Genomic DNA, 23,942 nt, shown 5'->3' with positions numbered 1-23,942 from the left:
GCCGTCTTCACCAGAACGACGCCGGACTACTCCGCTTCGTCCACAGCTTCCTCGTGCCCGTTGCCGTTGTCCGGCGCCGGCTGCACGTAGCCACCCCCCGGACCCACGCGCACGTTGCGCGCCGGGACCACTGTGGAGATCGCATGCTTGTAGACCATCTGGCTGACCGTGTTGCGCAGCAGGACCACGAACTGGTCGAACGACTCGATCGTGCCCTGCAGCTTGATGCCGTTGACCAGGTAGATCGAAACCGGGACACGCTCCCGGCGCAACGCGTTCAGGAACGGATCCTGCAAGGACTGCCCCTTGGACATCGGTGTTTCCCCAACTTGTATTTTGTTGTGTCCGGCGCGCCCCATCCAATCCCCTGGCGCGTCCGGGCCACCCGACCCGCTCCCCGCGGCGGCGGCCCGGCGATGGTACACAAATCCGGCCCGCCCGCAGGACCGCCGTCACGACCCGCGCGATCCGCAAGGCCGGCACGCGCGGCCGGACGCTAGCCACGCCCGGGCAGGAACAGATCGATCGCGCGCGCCAGCGGCGCCCCGTCGCGCGCAGGATCGAACCACCGCGCGTCGAGTTCCCCCCGCAGCCACGTCAGCTGCCGCTTGGCCAGCTGCCGCGTCGCCGCGATGGCCCGCTCCCGGAACGCCGCGGCGTCGCACGCGCCGTCCAGGTACTCCCAGGCCTGCCGGTACCCGACCGCCCGGATCGCCGGCAATTGCAACGGTGCCGGATGCCGCGCCAGTTCCGGCAACGCGCGCAGCCGCCGTACCTCGTCGAGGAAACCGTCCTCCAGCATCGCGTCGAAGCGGCGCACGATCCGGTCGTGCAGCACCGCCCGGTCGGCCGGCGCGACCACCAGCTTGAGCACCCGCAACGGCAACCGGTCGTTGGACGGCGCCTTCTGCCAGTCGCTGATCGGCCGCCCCGTGAGCCGGTGCACCTCGATCGCCCGCTGGATCCGCTGCGCATCCGTGGCGTGGATCCGCGCGGCCGCATCCGGGTCGAACCCGGCCAGCTCCGCATGCAACGCCGCCCAGCCGCGCGTGGCGGCGTCCGCCTCGATCCCGGCACGCACGCCCGGATCCGCCTCCGGCATCGGCGCCAGGCCCTCGAGCAGCGCCCGGAAGTACAGCCCGGTGCCACCCGCCAGGATGGGGATGCCGTCCCGCGCGACGATGCCGTCGATCGCGGCGCGCGCCCCGGCCGCGAAGTCCGCGGCCGAGAACGGTTCCCACGGATCCCGCACGTCGATCATGTGGTGCGGGACCCCGCCGCGCTCTGCGGCGTCGGGCTTGGCGGCCCCGATGTCCAGGCCCCGGTAGACCAGCGCCGAATCGACGCTGACCACCTCTCCCCCAAGCCGCTTCGCCCACGCGACCGCCAGCGCGGTCTTGCCCGAAGCGGTCGGGCCCATCAGGGCGATCGCGGGCGGACGCGCGTCGTGCATGGCGGCCCGCCCGCGGGGTCAGCGCATCAGTAGCCGGTCTGGCGCAGCGAGGCGCGGACCTGCTGGTGCAGCGCGCGGATCGACTGCGGCGGCGGCGCGCCGAGCCGGCTGACCAGGACGATCGCGATGGTCGCCGCGATGAAGCCCGGCACCATCTCGTAGAGTTCCGAGCCGAACCGTTCGACCGCGACGAGCTTCCAGGCGATGACCGTCGCCGCGCCGACCACGATGCCGGCCAGCGCGCCGTTGCGCGTCATCCGCTCCCAGAACAGCGACAGCAGCACCACCGGCCCGAAGGCCGCGCCGAAGCCCGCCCATGCGTAGGACACCAGGCCGAGCACGCGGCTGTCCGGGTCACGCGCCAGCCACAGCGCCAGCAGCGCGATCAGGGCCACCGAGACGCGGCCGATCCACACCAGCTCGCGCTGGCTGGCCTTCGGCCGCAGGAAGCCGCGGTAGAAGTCTTCGGTCATCACGCTCGAACACACCAGCAGCTGGCACGACAGCGTGCTCATCACCGCCGCCAGGATCGCCGACAGCAGGATGCCCGCCACCCACGGGTTGAACAGGCCCTTGGCCAGTTCGATGAACACCAGCTCCGCGTTGCCCAGCACGGGCGGTGCCGCCTCCGGATGGTTGGCGAAGTAGGCGATGCCGAAGAAGCCCACGCCCAGCGCACCGGCCAGGCACGCGATCATCCAGGACATGCCGATCCGGCGCGCCGGCTTGATCGTGTGGATCGTGTCGGCCGCCATGAAGCGCGCCAGGATGTGCGGCTGGCCGAAGTAGCCCAGGCCCCAGGCGAGCAGCGACACGATGCCGATGAATCCGAGCGCGCCGCCGTCGAACCAGTCCAGCCGGCTGGCGTCGAACGCGCGCACGACGTCCACGGTCGCCTCGAAGCCGCCGTTGTTCATCACCACGATGCTCGGCGCCAGGAGCAGCGCGAAGAACATCAGCGTGGCCTGCAGGGTGTCGGTCCAGCTCACCGCCAGGAACCCGCCGATCAGCGTGTACAGGATCGTCGCGCCCGCGCCCCAGAACAGCGCCTGGGTGTAGCCGATGCCCGGGAACACGGTTTCGAACAGGCGCGCGCCGGCGACCACGCCCGAGGCGCAGTACACGGCGAAGAACACCAGGATCACGACGGCCGACAGCACCCGCAGCAGCCGGCTCTCGTCGTGGAAGCGGCCGGTGAAGTAGTCGGGGATGGTCAGCGCGTTGTCCGCGCGTTCGGTGTACACACGCAGCGGGCCGGCGACGTAGCGCCAGTTGATCCACGCGCCGGCCACCAGGCCGAAGGCCAGCCAGCCCGAGGACACGCCGCCCTCGAACACCGCGCCGGGCAGCCCCATCAGCAGCCAGCCGGACATGTCCGAGGCGCCGGCCGCCAGCGCGACCACCCAGGGGCCGAGCGAGCGGCCGCCGAGGATGTAGTCGTCGAAGGTCTTGGTCCGCCACCAGGCAATCACGCCCAGGGCGATGACGGCGGTCAGATAGAGGCCGAAGGTGATGTAGAGCGGCGCGTTGATCTGGTCCATGCGCTGTCCCGTGCGGAAAACAGCGCGCAAGGTTAACGCAGCGTGGACGCGAACCCCAGCCGGCGCCCGGGACCCGCGCGGCGCGTCAAGGCCGCCGCCGTTTATTCACAGGCCCTGTGGACAACGCGGCGCACCAACCTGTGGACAACTTCCCGGGAGCCCGGCGGGCACTGGCCCGGCCCCGGGTTGGCGACGGATTCGCCACGCCGGCTCAGTCGTCGTCCGGCCAGGCGACGCGGCCGGTCTGGGTGGCGCGTTGCGTTTTCGGTACGCCTTCCAGGGCGGCGAGCACGCGCAGCGCGTCGACCGTGGCGGCCACGTCGTGCACGCGCAGGATCCGCGCGCCCCGCTCGGCCGCGAGCAGGTGCGCGGCGACCGAACCGTGCAGCCGGTCCCCCGGCGATTCGCGCCCCGTCAGCTCGCCGATCGTCCGCTTGCGCGACAGGCCTGCGAGCACCGGCACGCCCAGGTCGGCGAAGCGGCCCAGGTCCGCCAACAACGCGAGGTTGTGCGCCGTCGTCTTGCCGAAACCGAAGCCGGGATCGACGACGACCCGCTTCTTCGCGATGCCCGCCATCTCCGCCGCGAAGATGCGTTCGGCCAGGAACCGGTGGACCTCGGCGACGACGTCGTCGTAGCGCGGATCGTCCTGCATCGTGCGCGGTTCGCCCAGCATGTGCATGAGAACGACCGGGACGCCGAGCGCGGCGGCGGCCTCCAGCGCGCCGTCGCGGCGCAGGGCGAAGACGTCGTTGACCATGCCCGCGCCGGCCTCGACGGCGGCGCGCATCACCTCGGGCCGGGACGTGTCGACGCTGATGGCGACGCCGGTCTCCTTCGCCAGCCGTTCGATCACCGGCACCACGCGGCGCAGCTCTTCCTCGAGCGCCACGGCCGCCGCGCCCGGCCGCGTCGATTCGCCGCCGATGTCGAGGATGTCGGCGCCCTCATCCGCGAGCCGGAGCGCATGCGCGACGGCGGCCTCCGTGGTGGCGTGCGCGCCGCCGTCGGAGAACGAATCCGGGGTCACGTTGACGATGCCCATCACCCGCGGCCGGTCGAGCACCACGCGCCGGCCGGCGCAATCCAGGCTGGGAACGGTGTCGAACATGGATGGCTCCGCGGCGGGCGAGCCCGGATGATAGCGGCGCCGCCCCGCCGCGCTCGCTAGCCCGTGCGCTCGAGCAGCGCCTGGAAGCGGGGGTCGCCATGGAGGCTCTCGAGCTCCGAGTCGTGCGCGATCCAGTCGCGGAAGCCCAGGCCCGTGTCGACCGCGCGCTCCAGCAGTTCCAGCGCGCGCGCCTTCTCGCCTGCCAGCGCATGGAAGCAGGCCGCGTTGTAGAGCGTGTCGAAGTCCGTCCCGCGCACCGCGAGGGCCGCGTCGATCTCCCTGCGCCCCGCCTCCACCTCGCCCCGCCGGATCAGCAGCCCGGCAGCCAGGTAATGCGCCCGTGCGTTGCCGGGGTCGATCTCCGTGTGGTGCAGCGCGGCGCGCAGGCCCTCTTCGACCAGGCGTTCGGCCCGTTGCGGGTCGCCCGCCGCCTCGGCCGCCCCCACGGCGAGCGCGAGCGACTGGAATTCGCCCGGGTCGGCCGCGTGCGCCGATTCGAAGAGGTCGGCGGCGCGCTCGTACTCGCCGTTGGCGAAACAGTGCCGCGCGAAATAGTAGTGGGCGACGTACAGGGTCGGATCGAGCTCGAGCGCCTTCTCGAAGGACGCGCTCGCCGCCTCCCGACGCCCTTCCAGCGAGAGCACGTGCGCGTAGGCCACGTGCGCCTCGGCGAGCTCCGGCGCCAGTTCCAGCGCGCGCGCGGCCGCCGCCTTCGCCTCCCCGAGCACCTCGCCGGCCGGTTCCAGCCGCCAGAGCAGCAGCTCGACGAGCGCGTCGGCGAGACCGGCGTGGGCATGCGCGTACCCCGGGTCGAACTCGATGGCGCGGCGGAACATCTGTGGCGCCTTGCGCCAGCTCGCGGCGGTCGTGTGCTCCTCCAGCGAGCGCCCGCGCAGGTAGAACTCGTACGCGCGCATGTCGCGGGGCGCATAGCGTTGCAGGTCGAGCTCGACCGGCTCGCGCACGGTCGGGCGCATCCGCTCGACCACGCGGCGCGCGATCTCCTCCTGGATCGCGAAGACGTCCTCCAGCTCGCGGTCGAAGTTCTGCGACCAGAGGTGGTAGCCGCTCTCGGCGTCGATGAGCTGCGCCGTGACGCGCACGCGCTCGCCCGACTTGCGCACGCTGCCTTCCATGATCGCGGCCACGCCGAGCAGCCGGCCGATCTCGCGCGCGTCGCACTGCGCGCCGCGGAAGCGGAAGGAAGACGTCCGGGACGCCACGCGAAGGCCCCGCACCCGCGTGAGCGCGTTGATGATCTCCTCGGCGAGCCCGTCGCAGAAGTAGTCCTGGTCCCGGGTGTCGCTCAGGTCGGCGAACGGGAGGATGGCGACCGAGGCGCCGGGTGCGGCCGGTGCGGCCGGTGGCGCGCCAGCCGCGGACGCGACCGGCGCCGCGTCCGGTGCAGGCGCGGGCGACGCCGACGCGTCGGCCGCCGTCGACGCACCCCGGTCCGGCGCGGTCTTCTCGAGCCCGCCGGGACCGACGTCGTAGATCCACGCAAGCGCGAGCACCGGGAGGACCCCGAGCGCCAGCAGCACGATCAGCAGGCGCGCGGACCCGTCCGGAAGGCCGAGCGGTTCGAACGTCGCGTCCGCCACCTGCACCAGCACCCAGGCGACCAGCACGTAGACGATGAGCGCGCGGAACACGCGCCGGCGCCTGAACTCGCCGAACCCGCGTCGGATGGTCTCCCAGCTGGCCATCGCCGCCCTCGCCTCCGGGCCCGGCGGCCCGTCCTGCCCCGCGCGCCCGTCGCGCACGCGGCTTCCCACGGCGTGGAAACGGAAACGGCGACCCCGGGGGGCCGCCGTGCGTGGTGGTGCGCGCCGCGGCGCGTCAGGTCTGTGCGGCGGGCCCGCCGATCGGGGGCGCGGGCGGCTTGGCATCGCCCGCATCGTCGGCGGACGGCTTGCTCCAGCCGGCCGGCGGCGGCGGTTCGCGGCCGTCCATGATCGCGTCGATCTGCGGCGCGTCGATGGTCTCGTACAGCAGCAGGGCCTTCGCCATCGCGTGCAGCTTGTCCAAGTTCTCGGTGAGGATGCCCGTCGTGCGCTGGTACGCCTTGTCCAGGATGCCGCGCACGACCTCGTCGATCCGGCGCGCGGTGTCGTCGGACACGTTCTTGTGCTGCGTCACCGACCGGCCGAGGAACACCTCGTCTTCCTCCTCGCCGTAGGCGATCGGGCCGAGTTCGTCCGACAGGCCCCACTTGGTGACCATGTTGCGGGCCATCTTGGTCGCGCGCTCGATGTCGTTGGACGCACCGGTGGTGACCTTGTCGGTGCCGAAGATCAGCTCCTCGGCCACGCGCCCGCCGTACAGCGAGGCCAGCTGCGACTCGATCGCGGTCCGGTTGAAGCTGTACTTGTCGCCTTCCGGCAGGTACATCGTCACGCCGAGCGCGCGACCCCGCGGAATGATCGTGACCTTGTAGACCGGGTCGTGCTCGGGGACGAGCCGCCCGACGATGGCGTGGCCCGCCTCGTGGTAGGCGGTCAGCCGCTTCTCGTCCTCGCTCATCGCCATCGAGCGGCGCTCGGCGCCCATCAGGATCTTGTCGCGCGCGCGGTCGAAGTGCTCCATGCGCACGTCGCGGGCGTCCTCGCGCGCGGCGAACAGCGCCGCCTCGTTGACGAGGTTGGCCAGGTCCGCGCCGGAGAAGCCCGGCGTCCCGCGCGCGACCACCATCGCGTCGACGTCGTCGGCCAGCGGCACCTTGCGCATGTGCACCTTGAGGATCTGCTCGCGGCCCTTCACGTCCGGCAGGCCGACCACCACCTGGCGGTCGAAGCGGCCCGGGCGCAGCAGCGCCGGGTCGAGCACGTCCGGCCGGTTGGTCGCGGCGATCACGATCACGCCCTCGCCGCCCTCGAAGCCGTCCATCTCCACCAGCAGCTGGTTGAGGGTCTGCTCGCGCTCGTCGTGGCCGCCGCCCAGGCCCGCGCCGCGGTGGCGGCCGACCGCGTCGATCTCGTCGATGAAGATGATGCAGGGCGCGTGCTTCTTGGCCTGCTCGAACATGTCGCGGACGCGGCTGGCGCCCACGCCGACGAACATCTCGACGAAATCCGAGCCGGAGATCGAGAAGAACGGCACCTTGGCCTCGCCCGCGATCGCCTTGGCGAGCAGGGTCTTGCCGGTGCCCGGCGGGCCCACCATCAGCACGCCGCGCGGGATCTTTCCGCCCAGCTTCTGGAACTTGGACGGGTCGCGCAGGAATTCCACCAGTTCGGCGACCTCCTCCTTGGCCTCGTCGCAGCCGGCGACGTCGGAGAAGGTGACCTTGGTCTGGTCCTCGTTGAGCAGCTTGGCGCGCGAGCGGCCGAACGACATCGCACCCTTGCCGCCGCCCTGCTGCATCTGGCGCATGAAATAGATCCAGATGCCGATGAACAGGATCCACGGCGCGAAGTTGAGCAGGATGTAGAGCAGCGACGGGCCGCTGGAGGGCGGCGCCTGCTTGATCTCGACGCCATGGTTGATCATGTCGTCGATCATCCGGTCGTCGCGCGGCGCGATCGTCGAGCCGGCGCTGCCGTCGCTGCGCTCGAACGCGATGGTCTTGCCGTCCTCGTCGATGTCCACGCGCTCGATGCGGTCGGTCCGCACCTCCTCCATGAACTGCGAGTACAGGACCTCCTGGCTCCCGGCCGGGGTCTGCGGCGCGAAGCTCTGGAAGACGACCATCAGCACGACGGCCACCACCACCCAGAGCATCAGGTTCTTTGCCATGTCGTTCATGGTGCCGGGCCCCTCTTCGAGCCCAAAACTGCCGGTGTTGCGTGGGGAGGAAGCGCTAGCGCTTCGGCTCCGCGAGTTTACCCTGCGCGAGGGCGTAGACCTCCGGCGAACGGCGCCGCGAGGCGGCCGGCTTGCGGATCGACACCTTCGCGTAGCGCCTGCGGAGCTCGCGCACGTAGTCGTCGAAGCCGGTGCCCTGGAACAGCTTGATCAGGAAGACCCCGCCGGTGCGCAGATGGCGATCGGCGAAGTCCATCGCCAGTTCGGCCAGATACATCATCCGCGGCTGGTCGACCGCGTCCATCCCACTCTTGTTGGGGGCCATGTCCGACAACACAAGGTCGACCGGGGAGCCGCCGAGCATCGCCTCGAGCCGCGATAGGACGTCATCCTCCCTGAAATCGCCATGAAGGAACTCCACGCCGGCCAGCGGGGGCATCTCCAGGATGTCGACCGCCAGTACGCGGCTCGGCTCCGCGCGGCCCTTGTCCAGCGCGTCGAGCGCCTGCCGCACCCACTGCGACCAGCCGCCCGGGGCCGCACCCAGGTCCACTACGGTCATCCCGGGCTTGAGGATGCGGTCGCGCTCGACCAGTTCCTCCAGCTTGAACGCCGCGCGCGACCGCAGGCCCTCGGCCTGGGCCTTCTTCACGTACGGGTCGGAGAAATGCTCCTTGAGCCAGCGCTGGCTGGACTTGCTGCGCGAGGCCATCGGGGCGCCGGGCGGTGGGGGGCGCCATGATACCCTGCGCCCCCCGCGCCCCTTTCCGACCGCATGGCCACCCGCGAAGCGCCCCGGCTCACCGCCGCCCAGACCCGGTTCCTGCGCGGCCAGGCCCATGAACTGAAGGCGATGCTGCAGGTCGGCGGGAAGGGCGTCACCGAGGCGCTGGTCGCCGAGGTCGACGGGGCCCTCGAACAGCACGAGCTGATCAAGGTGAAGGTCGCCGGCGCCGAGCGCGGGGAACGCGACGCGATGATCGGCGACCTCGCCGGCCGTACCGGCGCCGCGCTCGTGCAGCGGATCGGCCACACCGCGGTGCTGTTCCGCCCGTCGAGCGACAAGCGCCGGATCGTCCTGCCCCGGCCGTGACGGTTGCCCGGGACGTCGGAGACCCGCCATGCAGCTGAGCTTCGAACGACCGGACTACACCTACTTCCTGCGCGCCGCCGATGGCGCGGGCGCGCTCGTGAACGACCGCCGCCTCGAACGCAGCTTCGTGATCGCCCCCGAGGCGCTGGTCGAGGGCTGGCCGGTGCGCGACGCGGCGACGCTCTCGCCCGACGACCTCGCCCCGCTGCTCGCCCTGGCGCCCGACGTCGTGGTGCTGGGCAGCGGCGCGACGCAGGTGTTCCCGCCGGCGGCCGTCATGGCGGCCTGCCTGTCGCGCGGCATCGGCATCGAGGTGATGGCCAACGCCGCCGCCGCGCGCACGTACCACGTGCTGGCCGGCGAGGGGCGCAAGGTGGCCTGCGGGATGATCCTGGCCGGCGGCGACTAGACCCGCGGGCCGCGCGGCGTCAGCGCGGCGGCAAGTAGCGCATCGGGTCGACCGGCTTGCCGTTGTGGCGCACCTCGAAGTGCAGCATGTCGCGCGACGCGCCGCTGCGACCCATTTCCGCGATCTGGTCGCCGGCCTTCACCAGTTGCCCCTCGTTGACCTTGCGCGCGCGGTTGTGTCCGTAGGCGGACAGCCAGGCGTCGTTGTGCTTCACGATCACCAGTTCGCCGTAGCCGACCAGGCCCGAGCCGGAATACACCACCACGCCGTCGGCCGCCGCGCGCACCGGGTCCCCCGCGCTGCCGGCGATGTCGATGCCCTGCCGGGTCGGCTCGCCGGCCTCGAAGCGCGCGACCAGCTGGCCCTCGGCCGGCCAGCGCCAGGCGATGCCGCTCGACGCGGGCGCCGGGGGCGGCGTCGCGGGCCGGGGGGTCGCGTGTGCCGTCGTGGAGGGCGTCCCGCCAGCAGTGGGGCGCGGCTGGGTCGTGCGCGGCTGGGTGGTCCGCGACGGCGTGGAGGCGACCGTCTCGCGCCGCTGCGCGCCGCCCGCGGGGTACAGGTGCAGCCGCTGGCCCGGGTAGATCGTGTACGGCGGGCGGATGCCGTTCCATGCGGCCACGTCGCGGAAATCCAGTCCGTTGCGGAACGCGATCCCGTACAGCGTGTCGCCACGCTGCACGATCGTCGTCGCGCCGTGCTTCGGCGACGAGGTGCCATGGCGCGCGTAGGTGCCCTCGCGCATCACGCGGGTACTGCCGCACGAAGCGAGCAGGACCAGCGACAGCAGAATCGCCAACGACGCCAGCAGCCTTCGCATCCTCACCTCAGCGCAGTTCCAGCCAGAGCAGCAAGGCTGCCACCAGGGCCACCATGAGCCAACCGAGCCATTCCACGTAGCGCCGCACCACCGCCTCGAGGCGATCGCCGCCCCAGGCCACGAGGCCGGCGACGAGGAAGAAGCGTGCCCCGCGGCCGATGAGCGACCCCAGCAGGAACGCCGGCCAGGCGACGCCCGTGGCGCCCGACGCGATGGTGAACACCTTGTACGGGATCGGCGTGAACGCGGCCAGGAACACGAACCAGAACCCGTAGCGGACGAACAGGTCCTGCACGTGGTGGAAGGTGTCGTCCCAGCCCATGCGCAGCATCCACGGCCAGATCGCCTCGAGCGCGAAATGACCCAGCACGTAGCCCAGCACGCCGCCGGCGACCGACGCGAGCGTGCACAGCAGCGCGAACCGCCACCAGCGCGCCGGCCGCGCGAGCGCCATCGGCGCGAGCATCACGTCCGGCGGGATCGGGAAGATCACCGACTCGGACGCGCTCAGCGCCGCCAGGTACGCCGGCGCGTGCCGGTGGCGCGCCCAGCCGAGTGCGCGCTCGTACAGCGGCCCGAACAGCCGCATTCAGTCGACCATCCCCGACAGCAGCGGGACGAACACCACCGACGCGAGCACCTCGCGCTCGAGCGTGCCGTCTTCGCGACGGGTCAGCCGCAGCAGTTCCTGGCTCCCGGCGCCGCCCACGGGCGCGACCAGCACGCCACCCGGCGCCAGCTGCGCCGACAGCGCATCCACCAGGGCGGGCGCCGCCGCGGTGACGATGATCGCGTCGTATGGCCCTTCCTCCGGCCAGCCGATGCGCCCGTCGTCGTGCTTGCTGCGCACGTGCAGGCCGAGGGAGCGGAACCGCTTTCGCGCGGTGCGCAGCAGTTCGCCGATGCGCTCGACCGTGTGCACCTCGATCCCCAGCGCCGCCAGGATCGCGGCCTGGTAGCCGGAACCGGTGCCGATCTCCAGCACCTTCTTCGGCATGCCGTCCGCGAGCAGCGCCTCGGTCATGCGCGCCACGACCCACGGCTGGGAAATGGTCTGCCCGTGGCCGATCGGCAGGGCATTGTCCTCGTACGCCCGGCCCGCCAGCGCCTCGTCCACGAACAGGTGGCGCGGCACGGTGCGGATCGCGTTGAGCACGCGTTCGTCCGCGATGCCCTTCTCGCGCAGGCGTTCGATCAGGCGGTCGCGCACGCGCTGGCCGGTCATGCCCATGCCGACCGCCTCGGGTTGCAGGCGCAGGCGCGGGGTCATGCCGCGCGCCCCGTGCCGGCGCGGCGCTCGAGCGACGTGCCGAGGCCGCCGACCCAGCTCGCCACCTGCTCGAGCGCCTGGTAGCGCGTCAGGTCGACGAGGATCGGCGTGATCGAGATGTGCCCCGTGCGCAGGGCGTGGAAGTCGGTGCCCGGCCCCGCGTCCTGCTCGGGCCCGGCGGGGCCGATCCAGGACCACTGGCGGCCGCGCGGATCCTCCTGCAGCACGCAGGGCTCAGCGCGGTGCCGGTTGCCCAGCCGCGCGACCTCGAACCCCGCGACCTCGCGCCACGGCAGGTCCGGCACGTTGACGTTGAGGATGGTATCGGCCGGCAACGGATCGGTCGCCAGCCGCGCGACGAGTTCCACCGCGGCGCGCGCGGCCGTGTCGTAGTGGCGCGCGTCGCCTTCGCCGGCCTGCAGCGACACCGCGATCGCCGGCAGGCCGAGGAAGCGCCCCTCCATCGCCGCGGCGACGGTGCCCGAGTAGATCACGTCGTCGCCGAGATTGGCGCAGGTGTTGATGCCCGAGACGACGATGTCCGGTTCGTCCTCGAGCAGCCCGGTCAGTGCCACGTGCACGCAGTCGGTCGGCGTGCCGTGCACGCACCACGTGTCGCCGTCGCGCCGTTCGATGCGCACCGGCGCATGCAGCGTGAGCGAATTGCTGGCACCCGAGTGGTCGCGCTGCGGCGCGACGACGACCACGTCGTGGCCCGCGGCGCGGAGCCCGTCGGCGAGACTGCGGAGGCCGGGGGCGTCGACGCCGTCGTCGTTGCTGACCAGTACGCGCATGGAAAATCCGGAGGGAAGTGCTTGCCGCGCCGGCATCGCCACGGCGTGTTGCCGGGCACGCGTCGCGCGCCCGGCCATGATAGCCGAAGGGGCGCGACGCGGCCCGCCCGTCGCACGCGCGCGCGACGATGCTTGCGCACCATCGCGACGCGGCTAGGCTTGCGCCATGCCTCGCCAGAAGCCGCCAACGCCGGAGGACGGCGACACCGACGACGCGGCGCTGTTCCGTGACGCCGTCGGGCCCGTCCGGGTGATCCCCGCGGCCCCGGCGCCGCCCGAACGCCCGCGCCCGAAACCGCGTGCGCGCATGGCCGAGCGCGACGAGGCCGAAGCGCACGCCGACTTCCGCCGCGCCATGGCCGATCCCCTGCTCGAGGCCGGCGACGCGCTCGCCTGGCGCCAGGCGCACGTGCCCCCGCGCGTGCTGCGACGGCTCGCGCGCGGCGAATACGCCGTGGAGGACGAACTCGACCTGCATGGCGCGGACGCGGCGAACGCCGAGGCGTTGCTGCGCCGCTTCCTGCACGACGCGCGCCACGCGGAACTCGGGTGCGTGCGCGTCATCCACGGAAAGGGACTGCACGCGCGTGAAGGCTTCGACGCTTCGGGGGCGCCCGTGATCAAGAACCTGGTGGACCGGCTGCTCCGGCGCCGCGCCGACGTGCTCGCCTTCCACTCCGCGCCGATGCGCGCGGGGGGCACGGGGGCGGTGCTGGTGTTGCTGGCCCGGCACCGCGAGCGCTGACGCCCCCCCCGGGCGGCGTGCTCCCGATCGAAATCCTCCCCTGCCCGGCCCGCCAGGCGCGGCCGGGTCCCGGTCGACCCGGCCGCCGGCGGGATCGCCGGCGCGCCGGGACGCGCGGTCAGTCGTTGCTGGCGACGATGCGGCGGTCCGGCGGGTTCACCCACTGGACGCGCACGCCGCGGCGCTTGGCGAGTTCCTCGACGACGGCGACGTATTCATCGTTCTGCACGATGCGCACGTTCTCGCCGGCGGCCATCTCGTCGGACGTGGCGCAGGCCGCGAGCAGCGAAACCGCGATCCCGCAGAGCATGATCCTGGCAACTTTCATGGCGTCGTCTCCCGTTGAAGGGCACGCCCCCGGCGTGCCGGGACAGGCCGCATCCGCGGTTCGCGGATGCCGGCATCCCGTTTATACGCCGCTGAATGGCCGCGACCAGTGCTGGCGGGACCAAGCCGACGAACGGGCGGTCAGGGCCGCCCGGCGTCCTCGACGGCGCCCAGCTGGGCCAGGAGCGCCGTCGCATAGCTGCCCGCCGGCAGCGAGAACGCCAGTTCGAGCGCCTCCCCGCCCGGCCAGTGCCAGGCCAGGTCCGCCACCCGGGCGCGCAGGGCGCGGCGCTCCTGCCGCAGGCCCGCGGCCTCGAGTCCCGCCCGGAACCGCTCGGCGTCGTCGCCCGACAGCGCCTGTAGTTCCACGTCCCGTGCCGCGCCCTGGACGCGCGGCGTTCCCCGGCCCCACAGCGGTCCGGTCGGGTGGATGTCCGATGCTGCTGCGCGTGCGGCCAGTTCGGACGACCCGGGCTCCGGGCCGAAGACGCTGTGGCTGCCCTCCAGCATCCAGACCTCGCCTTCCAGCCCGCGATCCCAGCTGCCGTCTTCGACCCGCGCCGCCAGCACCCGGTTGAACAGTTCGCTGCGCGCCGCCGAAAGCAGCAGCCCCCGCTGCTCCCGGCGCACGCGGCGCCCGTCGAACATCGCCAGCGCCGCGGCGAGGTTTCCGCCTCCATGCCCGAAGCGCTGTCCGCCGAACGCGTTGGGACACCCTGCCTCCCGGATGGCGTGCAGGCGCGCGTCGATTACAGCGCGGTCGCCGCGCACCTCGCGCAGCACGAGCACGAACCGGTTCCCCGCCAGCGCGCCGCGAGGCAGCTTGCGCGCGTGCCGAGCGGACGCGAGCACGCGCAGGGACTGGCCGGGGGCATCGCCCGCCATCGCTTCCAGCGCGTCGACCGGTGGCGGTTCCCGTCCGGGGACCTGCACGGTGAACCGCTGCACGGTGACCGCGTGCCGGTCCTTGAGGCCCGCGTAGCCGACCGCCGCGGCCGGCACGCCGGCCCAGCGCGCGAGCAGGTCGGCGACGAAGGCGGTGTTCATCCCGCGCTTCTCGATCGACAGGAGCACGTGCTCGCCGCTGCCCGACGGCTGGAACGCGTCGATTTCCCCGACGCGGAAGTCCTCGTGCGCGCATCGCATGCGCGCGGACAGGACCGGCGCGCCGAACGCGGCCGGCGGCGGCGTGGCGACGACGGTCACCCGCGCACGAGCAGGCAGACCGCGTGCGCGGCGACGCCCTCGCCGCGACCGGTGAAGCCCAGGCGCTCGGTGGTGGTGGCCTTGACCGAGACCGCGCCGGCCTCCACGCCCAGTTCGCCCGCCAGCGCCGCGCGCATCGCGTCGACGTGCGGGCCGACCTTCGGGCGCTCGCAGATGACGGTGACGTCCGCGTTCCCCAGCACCCAGCCGTCGGACGCCGCCAGCGCGCGGCAGTGGCGCAGGAACGCGCGGCTGTCCGCGCCCGCCCAGCGCGGTTCCGCGGGCGGGAAATGCCGGCCGATGTCGCCCTGCGCCAGCGCGCCGAGGATCGCGTCGCACAACGCGTGGATCACGACGTCGCCGTCCGAGTGCGCGACCACGCCGCGCTCGTGCGGCACGCGGACGCCGCCGAGCATGAGGTGGTCGCCCTCGCCGAAGGCGTGCACGTCGAAACCGTGGCCGATGCGGATGCCGGTCACGCCGGCGCCTCCGCTCGCCGCCCGAGCAGGCATTCCGCCATCGCCAGGTCCTCCGGCGTGGTGACCTTGAGGTTGTCGGGCCGCCCCTGCACGAGCAGCGGCCGATGGCCCTGCAGTTCCATGGCCATGGCCTCGTCGGTGGGCTCGCGGCCCGCGTCGCGCGCGGCCTCGAGGGCACGGGTCAGCTGCAGCCTGCGGAACATCTGCGGCGTCAGCGCGCGCCACAGGTGGTCACGCGGTTCGGTGCGGTCGATGCCGCCGTCGTCGCCGGCGCGCTTGAGGGTGTCGGCGACGGGCGCGGCCAGGATCGCGCCCACCGGATCGTTCCGGCCGAGATGCAGCAGCCGGTCGAGGTCCTCGCGACACAGGTTGGGGCGCGCGGCATCGTGCACGAGCACCCAGCCGTCCGGCCGCACGTCGCCGGGGAGCGCCCGGAGTGCCGCCAGCACGGAGCCCGCGCGGACCGCGGCGCCCTCGCAGGCGACCACCGGCTTGCCCTCCAGCGACGACCAGCCCGGCCAGCGCGCGTCGCCGGGCGCGATCGCCACGACCGCGCCCGCGACCGCGGGATGCGACAGCAGCGCGCGCAGGGCGTGTTCCAGCAGCGAGCGGCCGCCGATGTCGAGGTACTGCTTGGGCACGTCGCCGCCCATGCGTGCACCGCGCCCGGCCGCGGGGACGATCGCCCAGATCACTCGTCCGCCTCCGCGTCATCGTCGTCCACGGTCGACGCTTCGGCCGTGGTCGACGTCCCGGGGTCCGGGTCGACGACCCGGTAGAACGTCTCCCCGGGGCGGATCATTCCCAGCTCGCTGCGCGCGCGCTCCTCGACCGCGGCCTCGCCCGACTTCAGGTCCTCGACCTCGGCCGCCAGGGCGTCGTTGCGCTCGCCGAGGCCGACGTTGTCGCGCGCCTGCGCCTCGACCGCCTCGCGCAGGCCGGCAACCTCGCGCTGCCCGCCCGGGCCGAACCAGTAGCGGTACTGCAGCCAGCCCAGCATCAGGACCAGGACCACCAGCACCACGCGGAACGCGCGCATCGGGCGGGTCGCCTGGGCGTCAGCGCTTCAGCGACACGAACGCGTCGCGGCCGGCGTAGCGCGCCTCGCCACCCAGCTGCTCCTCGATGCGCAGCAGCTGGTTGTACTTGGCGACGCGGTCGCTGCGGCACAGCGAGCCGGTCTTGATCTGCGTGGCCGAGGTCGCGACCGAGATATCCGCGATGGTGGTGTCCTCGGTCTCGCCCGAGCGGTGCGACACGACCGCGGCGTAGCGGTTGGCGTCGGCCATCGCGATCGCCTCCAGCGTCTCGCTCAGGGTGCCGATCTGGTTGACCTTGATCAGGATCGCGTTGGCCACGCCTTGGTCGATGCCCTCGCGGAACACCTTCGGGTTGGTGACGAACAGGTCGTCGCCGACCAGCTGCACGCGCTCGCCCAGGCGCGCGGTGAGCTGCTTCCAGCCGGTCCAGTCGTCCTCGGCCATGCCGTCTTCGATCGTCACGATCGGGTACCGGTCGCACCAGCCGGCCAGGAAGTCGACGAACTGCTCGGCGGTCAGGCGCTTGCCCTCCCCGGCGAGGTTGTACTTGCCGTTCTCGAAGAACTCGCTCGAGGCCACGTCCAGGCCGAGCAGCATGTCCTCGCCGGCGGCGTGGCCGGCCTTGCCGATCGCCTCCAGGATCGTCTCGAGCGCTTCCTCGTTGCTGCGCAGGTCCGGCGCGAAGCCGCCCTCGTCGCCGACCGCCGTCGACAGGCCGCGGCCCTTGAGCACCGACTTGAGCGCGTGGAACACCTCGGCCCCCGCGCGCAGTGCCTCGGAGAACGAGGAAAAGCCCACCGGCAGCACCATGAACTCCTGCAGGTCGACGTTGTTGTCGGCGTGGGCGCCGCCGTTGACGATGTTCATCATCGGCACCGGCAGCGACACCTGGCGGCCGCCCGCCAGGTAGCGCCACAGCGGCTCGCGACGCGACGCGGCGACCGCGTGCGCGGCCGCCATCGACACGCCCAGCAACGCGTTGGCGCCGAGACGTCCCTTGTTCTCGGTGCCGTCCAGGTCGACCAGCCGCCGGTCCAGGCCGGCCTGGTCGGCGGCATCGAAGCCGTCGAGCGCCTTCGCGATCGCGCCGTTGACGTTCTCGACGGCCTTGCGCACGCCCTTGCCGAGGTAGCGGGTGCGGTCGCCGTCGCGCAGTTCCACCGCTTCCTTCGCGCCGGTCGAGGCGCCCGAGGGCACGGCCGCGCGGCCGAACGACCCGTCGGCGAGCGTGACTTCGGCTTCGAGCGTGGGATTGCCGCGGCTGTCGAGGATTTCGCGGGCGTGGATCTTCGCAATCTGGGTCATGGCATCCGTTCGTGTCGTTGGATCGTTTCGCGACTCTGGCTGTCGTCCCGAGCGCAGCGAGGGACCTGCTTCACTGCTGCCGGGCACGTTCAAAAGCAGGTCCCTCGCTGCGCTCGGGACGACAGGGTCAGGCGGATTCGAGGAATCCGTTCTTCTTGGTGGTGCGGTCGAGCTCGACCAGCGTCTCAAGCAGCGCGCGCATCTTCGGCAGCGGCCACGCGTTCGGGCCGTCCGACAGCGCCTTGTCCGGATCCGGGTGGGTTTCCATGAACAGACCGGACACGCCCACCGCCACCGCCGCGCGCGACAGCACCGGCACGAACTCGCGCTGGCCACCGCTCTTGCCGCCGGCGCCGCCGGGCAGCTGCACCGAATGGGTCGCGTCGAACACCACCGGGCAGCCGGTGTCGCGCATCACGCTCAGCGAGCGCATGTCGCTGACCAGGTTGTTGTAGCCGAAGCTGGCGCCGCGCTCGCACACCATGATGTCGCGGTTGCCGGTCGCCAGCGCCTTGTCGGCGACGTGCTTCATCTCCCAGGGCGAGAGGAACTGGCCCTTCTTGATGTTCACCGGCTTGCCGGCCCGCGCCACGTTCTGGATGAAGTCGGTCTGCCGGCACAGGAACGCCGGCGTCTGCAGCACGTCGACGACCGAGGCGACCTCGTCCATCGGCGTGTATTCGTGCACGTCGGTCAGCACCGGCAGGCCGAGCTGGCGCTTGACCTCCGACAGCACCTTCAGCCCCGCCTCCATGCCGGGGCCGCGGAAGCCCGACACCGAGGTGCGGTTGGCCTTGTCGAAGCTGGACTTGAAGATGAAGGGGATGCCGAGTTCCGACGTGACCTCCTTCAGCCGCCCCGCGGTCTCCATCTGCAGCTCGAGCGACTCGATCACGCAGGGGCCGGCGATCAGGAAGAACGGCTGGTCGAGGCCGACCTCGAATCCGCACAGCTTCATGCGCTGGCCTCCTTCAGCAGCCGGCCACCGGCCCTGCGCTCGCGCGCGGCGCGCACGAAGCCGATGAACAGCGGATGCCCGTCGCGCGGCGTGGACAGGAACTCCGGGTGCGCCTGGCAGGCCAGGAACCACGGGTGGGTGGCCTGCGGCAGCTCCACCATCTCCACCAGCAGGTCGTCCATGGACTTGGCGGAGATCACCAGGCCCGCGTCCTCCATCTGGCTGCGGTAGCGGTTGTTGAATTCGTAGCGGTGGCGGTGGCGCTCGCCGACCACGTCCGCGCCGTACATCCGGTGCGCCAGCGTGCCGGGCTTGACGCGCTGCTCCTGCAGGCCCAGCCGCATGGTGCCGCCGAGGTCGGATTCCTCGTCGCGGCGCTCCACGTCGCCGGTCGCCGTGCGCCACTCGGTGATCAGGCCGATCACCGGGTGCGCGCAGTGGCGGTCGTTCTCGGTGCTGTTCGCGTCCTCGAGCCCGAGCACGTTGCGGGCGAAGTCGACCACCGCCGCCTGCATGCCGTAGCAGATTCCGAAGTACGGAATGCCCTGCTCGCGCGCGTGCTTCGCGGTCAGCACCTTGCCGTCGAAGCCGCGGTCGCCGAAGCCGCCCGGCACCAGGATGCCGTCCACGCCGGCCAGCGCGACGTCCGCGCCCTGCCGCTCGACGTCCTGCGACTCGATCCACTTCAGGCGCACGCGCGTGCGCTGGCGCAGGCCGCCGTGCTTGAGCGCCTCGCCGACCGACTTGTAGGCATCCTTGTGGTCGACGTACTTGCCCACCACGCCGATCACCACCTCGTCGACCGGGTGCTCGGCCGCGTCCACGACCGCCTGCCACTCGGACAGGTCGGCCTCGTCGGCCGCCTTGCCTTCCAGCCGCAGCCGCTCGACGACCAGCTTGTCCAGGCCCTGGGCGTGCAGCCACATCGGGATCTTGTAGATGTCGTCCAGGTCGACCGCGGAGATGACCGCGCGCTCGGAGACGTTGGTGAACAGCGCGATCTTGCGGCGCTCGCTGTCGGGCAGCGGCTGCTCGCTGCGGCAGACCAGGATGTCGGGCTGGATGCCGATCGAGCGCAGCTCCTTGACCGAATGCTGGGTCGGCTTGGTCTTGAGCTCGCCCGCGGCGGCGATCCACGGCACCAGCGTGAGGTGCATGAACATCGCCTTGTCCGGCCCGCGCTCGGTGCGGATCTGGCGGATCGCCTCCAGGAACGGCAGCGACTCGATGTCGCCCACCGTGCCGCCGATCTCCACCAGCGCGACGTCGTAGCCGGCCGTGGCCGCGTCGACGCAGCGCTTGATCTCGTCGGTGATGTGCGGGATCACCTGCACGGTGGCGCCCAGGTAGTCGCCCCGGCGCTCCTTGCGGATGACGTTCTCGTAGATCCGGCCGGTGGTGACCGAGTGGTCGCGGCTCAGGCGGACCCGGACGAAGCGCTCGTAGTGGCCGAGGTCCAGGTCGGTCTCGGCGCCGTCGTCGGTGACGTACACCTCGCCGTGCTGGAACGGGCTCATCGTGCCCGGATCGACGTTGATGTAGGGGTCGAGCTTCATCATCGTCACGCGCAGGCCGCGCGCTTCGAGGATGGCGGCCAGCGAGCCGGCCGCGATGCCCTTGCCGAGCGAGGACACCACGCCGCCGGTGACGAAGACCAGGGGCGTCTGGGAGCTGGGGGACGTCATGGGGAAGCGGGCTTCCGGAAAGGCACAGTCTACCGGGTGGCGGTGGCAGCCGCGACCGTGCGGCGCCGCCGCACGGGCTCCTCCCTTTGCCTCGCGACGCGGCCGTCGCCCCACCGAGCACCCGCCCCGGACGGTGCCGGGGCGGGTGGCCGGGCCTGGATCACGGCCCGTTGCGGCGCGTTACGGCTCGTCGCGATCGCGCGGTTTCGGCCGAGCGCCGTCGTCGTCGGCGGCTTCGGCATCGTCCGCGTCGGAGGCCGCCGGGTCCGGACCCTCGCCATACCCCGCATCCGTCATCGCTTCCGCGGCGGCGCCGGCCTCGAGGACGACCTCGCCCGCGATGCCCGCCCCGGTTCCACCGTCCATGGCCGGAGGCACGGCCTCGGCGTCGGAAATGGCGTCCGACGCGCCGGCCAGGGTCCCGGACGCCGCCGCGCCGGCGCTTGCGCCGGCCTCGGCAGCACCGGCCAGGGCCGCGTCCGACACCTCGGAGGCGGCGCCGGCCGCGATGTCGGCCGCCCCGACCGCATCGGCCGAGGCCGACGCGCCGGCTTCGCCCGCGGCCTGCTTCGCGGCCTCGGCGCGCGCGCGCAGTTCCTCGGCGCGCAGGCGCGCATCGGCGTCGGCGCGGGCCTGGACGTCGGCACGGACGTCCACGCCGGCGGCGCGGGTCCCGACGTCGACGCGCGCACCGCCGCCGGCACCGATGCCGATCGACTGCGCGCCGACCGCCGGCGCGAACAGGGCCACGGCGAGCGCGGCGAACAGCGTGTGGGTCTTCTTCATTGGAGCTCCTCGTTGGATGGAATCAGCGAGTCGCACCCCCTTGCGACGGGCCGCATCCTCGGGGGCGGGCCATGACGTGGGATGAACGGGGGGACGCGCCTGGGTGGAAACACCGATTGACGCGATCGCGCGCGCCCCGCGCTTGACCACCCCCCGGCCCCGCCCCATCCTCGCCGCCTCGCAACGAGGCACCGCATGAACACGCGCTACAACGCCGCCGACATCGAAGTCCTGTCCGGCCTGGACCCCGTCAAGCGCCGCCCGGGCATGTACACCGACACCGCGCGACCGAACCATCTCGCGCAGGAGGTCATCGACAACTCGGTGGACGAGGCGCTCGCGGGCCACGCGAAGCTGCTCGAGGTCACGCTGCACCCTGACGGCAGCTGCGAGGTGGCCGACGACGGCCGCGGCATGCCGGTCGACATCCACCCCGAGGAAGGCATCCCCGGCGTGGAACTGATCCTCACCCGGCTGCACGCGGGCGGGAAGTTCAGCAACCGCAACTACACCTTCTCCGGCGGCCTGCACGGCGTGGGCGTGAGCGTGGTGAACGCGCTGTCCAAGCGCGTCGAGATCGCGATCAAGCGCGAGGGCAACGAGTACGCGATGGCGTTCGCGGACGGCGACCCGGCCTCCAGGCTCGAGGTGACCGGCAGCGTCGGCAGGCGCAACACCGGCACCCGCCTGCGCTTCTGGCCGGACCCGAAGTACTTCGACTCGCCGAAGTTCAACGTGCGCGCGCTGCGCCACCTGCTGCGGGCCAAGGCCGTGCTGTGCCCGGGCCTGACGGTGCGGCTCGACGACGTGGCCTCGGGCGAGACGCACGAGTGGCGCTACGAGGACGGCCTGCGCGACTACCTCAAGGGCGAGCTGGCCGGGACCGAGGTGCTGCCGCCGGAGCTGTTCGTGGGTGCGCTCGCGCGCGAAACCGAGACCGTGGACTGGGCGGTCGCCTGGGTCCCCGAGGGCGACCTGGTCCAAGAGAGCTACGTCAACCTGATCCCGACCGCGCAGCACGGCACCCACGTCAACGGCCTGCGCACCGGCTTCACCGATGCGCTGCGGGAGTTCTGCGACTTCCGCAACCTGTTGCCGCGCGGCGTGAAGCTGGCGCCGGAGGACGTGTGGGACCGCGTCGCCTTCGTGCTGTCGCTGAAGATGACCGACCCGCAGTTCTCCGGGCAGACCAAGGAACGGCTGTCGTCGCGGCAGGCGGCCGGCTTCGTCGAGGGCGCGGCGCACGACGCGTTCTCGCTGTGGCTCAACCAGCACGTGGAGCTCGGCGGCAGGATCGCCCAGCTGGCGATCGACCGCGCCAGCGCGCGGCTGAAGACCGAGAAGCAGGTCACCCGGAAGAAGGTGACCCAGGGCCCCGCGCTGCCCGGCAAGCTGGCCGACTGCATCAGCCAGGACCTGTCGCGCACCGAACTGTTCCTCGTGGAGGGCGACTCGGCCGGCGGCAGTGCCAAGCAGGCGCGCGACAAGGATTTCCAGGCGATCCTGCCGCTGCGCGGCAAGATCCTGAACACCTGGGAGGTCGGCTCCGGGCAGGTGCTGGCCTCCCAGGAAGTGCACGATCTCGCGGTCGCGATCGGGTGCGACCCGGGCAAGGACGACATCTCCGGCCTGCGCTACGGCAAGGTCGTGGTGCTGGCCGACGCGGACTCGGACGGCCTGCACATCGCCACGCTGCTGTCGGCGCTGTTCCTGCGCCACTTCCCGGCGCTGGTGCGCGCGGGCCACGTGTTCGTGGCGATGCCGCCGCTGTTCCGCGTGGACGTGGGCAAGCAGGTCTTCTACGCGCTGGACGAGGAGGAGAAACGCCTGCTGCTCGAAAAGATCGCGCGGGAAAAGACCAAGGGGCAGGTGCACGTGACCCGCTTCAAGGGGCTGGGCGAGATGAATCCGCAGCAGCTGCGCGAGTCGACCATCCATCCCGACACGCGGCGCCTGGTGCAGCTGACCGTCGACGACGGCGACGGGACAAGCGCGCTGATGGACATGCTGCTCGCCCGCAAGCGCGCGTCCGAGCGCAAGGCGTGGCTGGAGACCAAGGGCGACCTGGCGACGCTGGAGGTCTGATCGGTTCGGGATCTCCATCGCGGGCGGAGGCCCGCTCCTACGGGGGCGTGGAAGATTGGCCCCTCCCGTAGGAGCGCCTCTACAGGCGCGAACCCGTGTCGATGGGCACGCCCATGCCTTCCCGCATCGAGGGCGCCCCACCGAGGCGCCCCGCGTCACCCGCCGCGCTGCAGGAGCGCGCCTACGCGCGCGAAGGCGCCCAAGGCCGATGTGCCGCGGCGCGGCCCGTTCGCGGGCGTAGGCCCGCTCCTACAGGGCTGCGGCGATTTCGAGCGCCTGGACCGTCGTCATCCCAGCGTCGCCTCGAGGAGGCGGAGGATGAGCGGCTGCAGCCGCGCCGCCTTCGCGTCGTCGTACTCGAAGCTGTCCTCGTCCATGTAGGTGCGCTGGCTGGTCTCGAGCTGCACCGCCTGGACGCCCTGCTCGAGGTCGGCGTAGTGGCGCGTGATGTAGCCGCCCTTGAACCGCCCGTTGGCGACGAAGTCGTAGTCGTCCTGGCCCGCCAGCACCGCCTCCAGCCGCGCCTGCAGCGCCGGCGAGCAGCTGCGCCCGCCATCGGTGCCCAGGTTGAGGTCCGGCAGGCGGCCCTCGAAGAGGAACGGCAGGCCGCTGCCGCGGATGGTGTGGCCCTCCCACAGCACGACATGTCCGTGCGCGGCGCGCAGGCGCCCGATCTCGGTCTGCAGGTTGTCGTGGTACGGGCGCCAGTACGTCTCCACGCGGTGGGCCACCTCGTCCGCCGACGGCGCCTGCCCCTCCAGGTACACCGGTCCGCCATCGAAGCGCGTCGTGGGGCACAAGCCTGTGGTGTTCTGGCCCGGATACAGCGACGCGTCGTCCGGCGGCCGGTTGAGGTCCACCACGTAGCGCGAGAACCGCGGCACCAGCATCGACGCGCCGAGCGCGTTGGCCACCGCGTACAGCCGGGAGACGTGCCAGTCGGTGTCGGGCGCGCGTCGCGCCTCCGGCGCCATGCGCGCCGCCAGTTCGCGGGGGATGGCGCTGCCGTCGTGCGGCACGCTCACGAGCAGCGGCGCGTGGCCGCGATGCAGGATGCAGGTTTCCATCGGCGGGAGTCTATCGGCTCGCCGCGC

General features: G+C 72.2%; 25 protein-coding genes. 4 read left to right on the top strand and 21 right to left on the bottom strand.

The window, feature by feature from the left end; all coding sequences use genetic code 11:
* Positions 1-26: 26 nt before the first annotated feature.
* From hfq to rlmE, 7 genes are all read right to left on the bottom strand, one after another.
* Positions 27-314 (bottom strand): RNA chaperone Hfq, encoded by a 288-nt coding sequence (hfq, locus tag ACYU7H_RS06670; protein ID WP_460813371.1) that lies wholly within the window; start codon positions 312-314, stop codon positions 27-29.
* A gap of 182 nt (positions 315-496) precedes the next feature.
* Positions 497-1,453 carry a tRNA (adenosine(37)-N6)-dimethylallyltransferase MiaA gene (miaA, locus tag ACYU7H_RS06665; protein ID WP_460813370.1) on the bottom strand — a complete coding sequence of 319 codons (957 nt, stop codon included), beginning with the start codon at positions 1,451-1,453 and terminating at the stop codon, positions 497-499.
* A gap of 26 nt (positions 1,454-1,479) precedes the next feature.
* Positions 1,480-2,994, bottom strand: coding sequence for a sodium/proline symporter PutP (gene putP / locus ACYU7H_RS06660; protein ID WP_460813369.1), 1,515 nt, complete (start codon positions 2,992-2,994; stop codon positions 1,480-1,482).
* 211 nt (positions 2,995-3,205) lie between these two features.
* Positions 3,206-4,105: a dihydropteroate synthase gene (folP, locus tag ACYU7H_RS06655; RefSeq protein ID WP_460813368.1), complete on the bottom strand. Its 900-nt coding sequence runs from the start codon at positions 4,103-4,105 to the stop codon at positions 3,206-3,208.
* Positions 4,106-4,161: 56 nt separating this feature from the next.
* Positions 4,162-5,811 carry a TPR end-of-group domain-containing protein gene (locus ACYU7H_RS06650; RefSeq protein WP_460813367.1) on the bottom strand — a complete coding sequence of 550 codons (1,650 nt, stop codon included), beginning with the start codon at positions 5,809-5,811 and terminating at the stop codon, positions 4,162-4,164.
* A 133-nt stretch (positions 5,812-5,944) separates the two neighbouring features.
* The gene (gene ftsH / locus ACYU7H_RS06645) at positions 5,945-7,795 is read right to left on the bottom strand and encodes an ATP-dependent zinc metalloprotease FtsH (RefSeq protein ID WP_460813977.1); all 1,851 of its coding nucleotides are present in this window, start codon (positions 7,793-7,795) and stop codon (positions 5,945-5,947) included.
* A 109-nt stretch (positions 7,796-7,904) separates the two neighbouring features.
* Entirely contained in the window at positions 7,905-8,561 is a 657-nt protein-coding gene (gene rlmE, locus ACYU7H_RS06640; protein ID WP_460813366.1) for a 23S rRNA (uridine(2552)-2'-O)-methyltransferase RlmE, read from the bottom strand.
* Positions 8,562-8,624: 63 nt separating this feature from the next.
* On the opposite strand from rlmE, the gene yhbY reads away from it, so the two are divergent.
* Both yhbY and ACYU7H_RS06630 read left to right on the top strand, forming a co-directional pair.
* On the top strand, positions 8,625-8,942 hold the full coding sequence (gene yhbY, locus ACYU7H_RS06635; RefSeq protein WP_460813365.1) for a ribosome assembly RNA-binding protein YhbY: 318 nt from the start codon (positions 8,625-8,627) through the stop codon (positions 8,940-8,942).
* A 28-nt stretch (positions 8,943-8,970) separates the two neighbouring features.
* Positions 8,971-9,351, top strand: coding sequence for an Mth938-like domain-containing protein (locus tag ACYU7H_RS06630; RefSeq protein WP_460813364.1), 381 nt, complete (start codon positions 8,971-8,973; stop codon positions 9,349-9,351).
* A 19-nt stretch (positions 9,352-9,370) separates the two neighbouring features.
* Here the strand turns inward: ACYU7H_RS06630 and ACYU7H_RS06625 are convergent, their stop codons facing one another.
* Genes ACYU7H_RS06625 through surE form a run of 4 tightly spaced genes read right to left on the bottom strand, consistent with a single transcriptional unit; the run spans position 9,371 to position 12,232 of the window.
* Positions 9,371-10,168 carry a peptidoglycan DD-metalloendopeptidase family protein gene (locus ACYU7H_RS06625; protein ID WP_460813363.1) on the bottom strand — a complete coding sequence of 266 codons (798 nt, stop codon included), beginning with the start codon at positions 10,166-10,168 and terminating at the stop codon, positions 9,371-9,373.
* Between the two features lie 7 nt (positions 10,169-10,175).
* The gene (locus tag ACYU7H_RS06620; protein WP_460813362.1) at positions 10,176-10,757 is read right to left on the bottom strand and encodes a YqaA family protein; all 582 of its coding nucleotides are present in this window, start codon (positions 10,755-10,757) and stop codon (positions 10,176-10,178) included.
* A complete protein-coding gene (locus ACYU7H_RS06615) occupies positions 10,758-11,438 on the bottom strand; it encodes a protein-L-isoaspartate(D-aspartate) O-methyltransferase (RefSeq protein WP_460813361.1) in 681 nt (226 codons plus the stop codon).
* A complete protein-coding gene (gene surE / locus ACYU7H_RS06610; RefSeq protein WP_460813360.1) occupies positions 11,435-12,232 on the bottom strand; it encodes a 5'/3'-nucleotidase SurE in 798 nt (265 codons plus the stop codon). Before surE ends, ACYU7H_RS06615 begins: the two co-directional genes overlap by 4 nt.
* 166 nt (positions 12,233-12,398) lie before the next feature.
* Here surE and ACYU7H_RS06605 point away from each other — a divergent pair, with 166 nt between their 5' ends.
* A complete protein-coding gene (locus ACYU7H_RS06605; RefSeq protein ID WP_460813359.1) occupies positions 12,399-12,977 on the top strand; it encodes a Smr/MutS family protein in 579 nt (192 codons plus the stop codon).
* 118 nt (positions 12,978-13,095) lie between these two features.
* Here ACYU7H_RS06605 and ACYU7H_RS06600 read toward each other — a convergent pair whose 3' ends face one another.
* The 9 genes from ACYU7H_RS06600 to ACYU7H_RS06560 form a co-directional block, all read right to left on the bottom strand.
* On the bottom strand, positions 13,096-13,305 hold the full coding sequence (locus ACYU7H_RS06600) for a hypothetical protein (RefSeq protein WP_460813358.1): 210 nt from the start codon (positions 13,303-13,305) through the stop codon (positions 13,096-13,098).
* Positions 13,306-13,445: 140 nt separating this feature from the next.
* Entirely contained in the window at positions 13,446-14,510 is a 1,065-nt protein-coding gene (gene truD, locus ACYU7H_RS06595; protein WP_460813357.1) for a tRNA pseudouridine(13) synthase TruD, read from the bottom strand.
* Positions 14,507-14,926, bottom strand: a complete 420-nt coding sequence (ispF, locus tag ACYU7H_RS06590) for a 2-C-methyl-D-erythritol 2,4-cyclodiphosphate synthase (protein WP_460813976.1) — start codon at positions 14,924-14,926, stop codon at positions 14,507-14,509. The genes truD and ispF overlap by 4 nt, the downstream gene beginning before the upstream one ends.
* Positions 14,927-14,985: 59 nt before the next feature.
* Entirely contained in the window at positions 14,986-15,684 is a 699-nt protein-coding gene (gene ispD / locus ACYU7H_RS06585; protein WP_460813356.1) for a 2-C-methyl-D-erythritol 4-phosphate cytidylyltransferase, read from the bottom strand.
* A complete protein-coding gene (gene ftsB / locus ACYU7H_RS06580; protein WP_460813355.1) occupies positions 15,681-16,028 on the bottom strand; it encodes a cell division protein FtsB in 348 nt (115 codons plus the stop codon). Before ftsB ends, ispD begins: the two co-directional genes overlap by 4 nt.
* 19 nt (positions 16,029-16,047) lie before the next feature.
* The gene (gene eno, locus ACYU7H_RS06575; RefSeq protein ID WP_460813354.1) at positions 16,048-17,334 is read right to left on the bottom strand and encodes a phosphopyruvate hydratase; all 1,287 of its coding nucleotides are present in this window, start codon (positions 17,332-17,334) and stop codon (positions 16,048-16,050) included.
* A 127-nt stretch (positions 17,335-17,461) separates the two neighbouring features.
* A complete protein-coding gene (gene kdsA, locus ACYU7H_RS06570) occupies positions 17,462-18,292 on the bottom strand; it encodes a 3-deoxy-8-phosphooctulonate synthase (protein ID WP_460813353.1) in 831 nt (276 codons plus the stop codon).
* Positions 18,289-19,977, bottom strand: coding sequence for a CTP synthase (locus ACYU7H_RS06565; RefSeq protein ID WP_460813352.1), 1,689 nt, complete (start codon positions 19,975-19,977; stop codon positions 18,289-18,291). Before ACYU7H_RS06565 ends, kdsA begins: the two co-directional genes overlap by 4 nt.
* A 180-nt stretch (positions 19,978-20,157) precedes the next feature.
* The gene (locus tag ACYU7H_RS06560; RefSeq protein WP_460813351.1) at positions 20,158-20,763 is read right to left on the bottom strand and encodes a hypothetical protein; all 606 of its coding nucleotides are present in this window, start codon (positions 20,761-20,763) and stop codon (positions 20,158-20,160) included.
* A 195-nt stretch (positions 20,764-20,958) separates the two neighbouring features.
* Between ACYU7H_RS06560 and parE the strand changes: the two genes are divergently transcribed.
* Positions 20,959-22,848 carry a DNA topoisomerase IV subunit B gene (gene parE / locus ACYU7H_RS06555; protein WP_460813350.1) on the top strand — a complete coding sequence of 630 codons (1,890 nt, stop codon included), beginning with the start codon at positions 20,959-20,961 and terminating at the stop codon, positions 22,846-22,848.
* Positions 22,849-23,135: 287 nt separating this feature from the next.
* On the opposite strand, the gene hutG is transcribed toward parE, so the two are convergent.
* Positions 23,136-23,915 carry an N-formylglutamate deformylase gene (gene hutG, locus ACYU7H_RS06550; RefSeq protein ID WP_460813349.1) on the bottom strand — a complete coding sequence of 260 codons (780 nt, stop codon included), beginning with the start codon at positions 23,913-23,915 and terminating at the stop codon, positions 23,136-23,138.
* Between the last annotated feature and the right edge of the window lie 27 nt (positions 23,916-23,942).

The sequence above is a fragment of the Luteimonas pelagia genome, assembly GCF_054776035.1.
Note: the sequence above shows the minus strand (reverse complement) of the source record. Positions and strands in the feature narration are given on the sequence as shown.

What these genes read in the sequence shown, in the direction of transcription:
- putP (WP_460813369.1), bottom strand. Translation starts at nt 2,994, where the DNA reads ATGGACCAGATCAACGCGCCGCTCTACATCACCTTCGGCCTCTATCTG.
- ftsB (WP_460813355.1), bottom strand. Translation starts at nt 16,028, where the DNA reads ATGCGCGCGTTCCGCGTGGTGCTGGTGGTCCTGGTCCTGATGCTGGGC.
- kdsA (WP_460813353.1), bottom strand. Translation starts at nt 18,292, where the DNA reads ATGAAGCTGTGCGGATTCGAGGTCGGCCTCGACCAGCCGTTCTTCCTG.
- ACYU7H_RS06620 (WP_460813362.1), bottom strand. Translation starts at nt 10,757, where the DNA reads ATGCGGCTGTTCGGGCCGCTGTACGAGCGCGCACTCGGCTGGGCGCGC.
- miaA (WP_460813370.1), bottom strand. Translation starts at nt 1,453, where the DNA reads ATGCACGACGCGCGTCCGCCCGCGATCGCCCTGATGGGCCCGACCGCT.
- rlmE (WP_460813366.1), bottom strand. Translation starts at nt 8,561, where the DNA reads ATGGCCTCGCGCAGCAAGTCCAGCCAGCGCTGGCTCAAGGAGCATTTC.
- eno (WP_460813354.1), bottom strand. Translation starts at nt 17,334, where the DNA reads ATGACCCAGATTGCGAAGATCCACGCCCGCGAAATCCTCGACAGCCGC.
- ACYU7H_RS06560 (WP_460813351.1), bottom strand. Translation starts at nt 20,763, where the DNA reads ATGAAGAAGACCCACACGCTGTTCGCCGCGCTCGCCGTGGCCCTGTTC.
- ftsH (WP_460813977.1), bottom strand. Translation starts at nt 7,795, where the DNA reads ATGGTCGTCTTCCAGAGCTTCGCGCCGCAGACCCCGGCCGGGAGCCAG.
- surE (WP_460813360.1), bottom strand. Translation starts at nt 12,232, where the DNA reads ATGCGCGTACTGGTCAGCAACGACGACGGCGTCGACGCCCCCGGCCTC.
- ACYU7H_RS06605 (WP_460813359.1), top strand. Translation starts at nt 12,399, where the DNA reads ATGCCTCGCCAGAAGCCGCCAACGCCGGAGGACGGCGACACCGACGAC.
- ACYU7H_RS06650 (WP_460813367.1), bottom strand. Translation starts at nt 5,811, where the DNA reads ATGGCCAGCTGGGAGACCATCCGACGCGGGTTCGGCGAGTTCAGGCGC.
- ACYU7H_RS06630 (WP_460813364.1), top strand. Translation starts at nt 8,971, where the DNA reads ATGCAGCTGAGCTTCGAACGACCGGACTACACCTACTTCCTGCGCGCC.
- hfq (WP_460813371.1), bottom strand. Translation starts at nt 314, where the DNA reads ATGTCCAAGGGGCAGTCCTTGCAGGATCCGTTCCTGAACGCGTTGCGC.
- parE (WP_460813350.1), top strand. Translation starts at nt 20,959, where the DNA reads ATGAACACGCGCTACAACGCCGCCGACATCGAAGTCCTGTCCGGCCTG.
- ACYU7H_RS06615 (WP_460813361.1), bottom strand. Translation starts at nt 11,438, where the DNA reads ATGACCCCGCGCCTGCGCCTGCAACCCGAGGCGGTCGGCATGGGCATG.
- ispF (WP_460813976.1), bottom strand. Translation starts at nt 14,926, where the DNA reads ATGCTCGGCGGCGTCCGCGTGCCGCACGAGCGCGGCGTGGTCGCGCAC.
- ACYU7H_RS06625 (WP_460813363.1), bottom strand. Translation starts at nt 10,168, where the DNA reads ATGCGAAGGCTGCTGGCGTCGTTGGCGATTCTGCTGTCGCTGGTCCTG.
- hutG (WP_460813349.1), bottom strand. Translation starts at nt 23,915, where the DNA reads ATGGAAACCTGCATCCTGCATCGCGGCCACGCGCCGCTGCTCGTGAGC.
- ACYU7H_RS06565 (WP_460813352.1), bottom strand. Translation starts at nt 19,977, where the DNA reads ATGACGTCCCCCAGCTCCCAGACGCCCCTGGTCTTCGTCACCGGCGGC.
- yhbY (WP_460813365.1), top strand. Translation starts at nt 8,625, where the DNA reads ATGGCCACCCGCGAAGCGCCCCGGCTCACCGCCGCCCAGACCCGGTTC.
- folP (WP_460813368.1), bottom strand. Translation starts at nt 4,105, where the DNA reads ATGTTCGACACCGTTCCCAGCCTGGATTGCGCCGGCCGGCGCGTGGTG.
- ACYU7H_RS06600 (WP_460813358.1), bottom strand. Translation starts at nt 13,305, where the DNA reads ATGAAAGTTGCCAGGATCATGCTCTGCGGGATCGCGGTTTCGCTGCTC.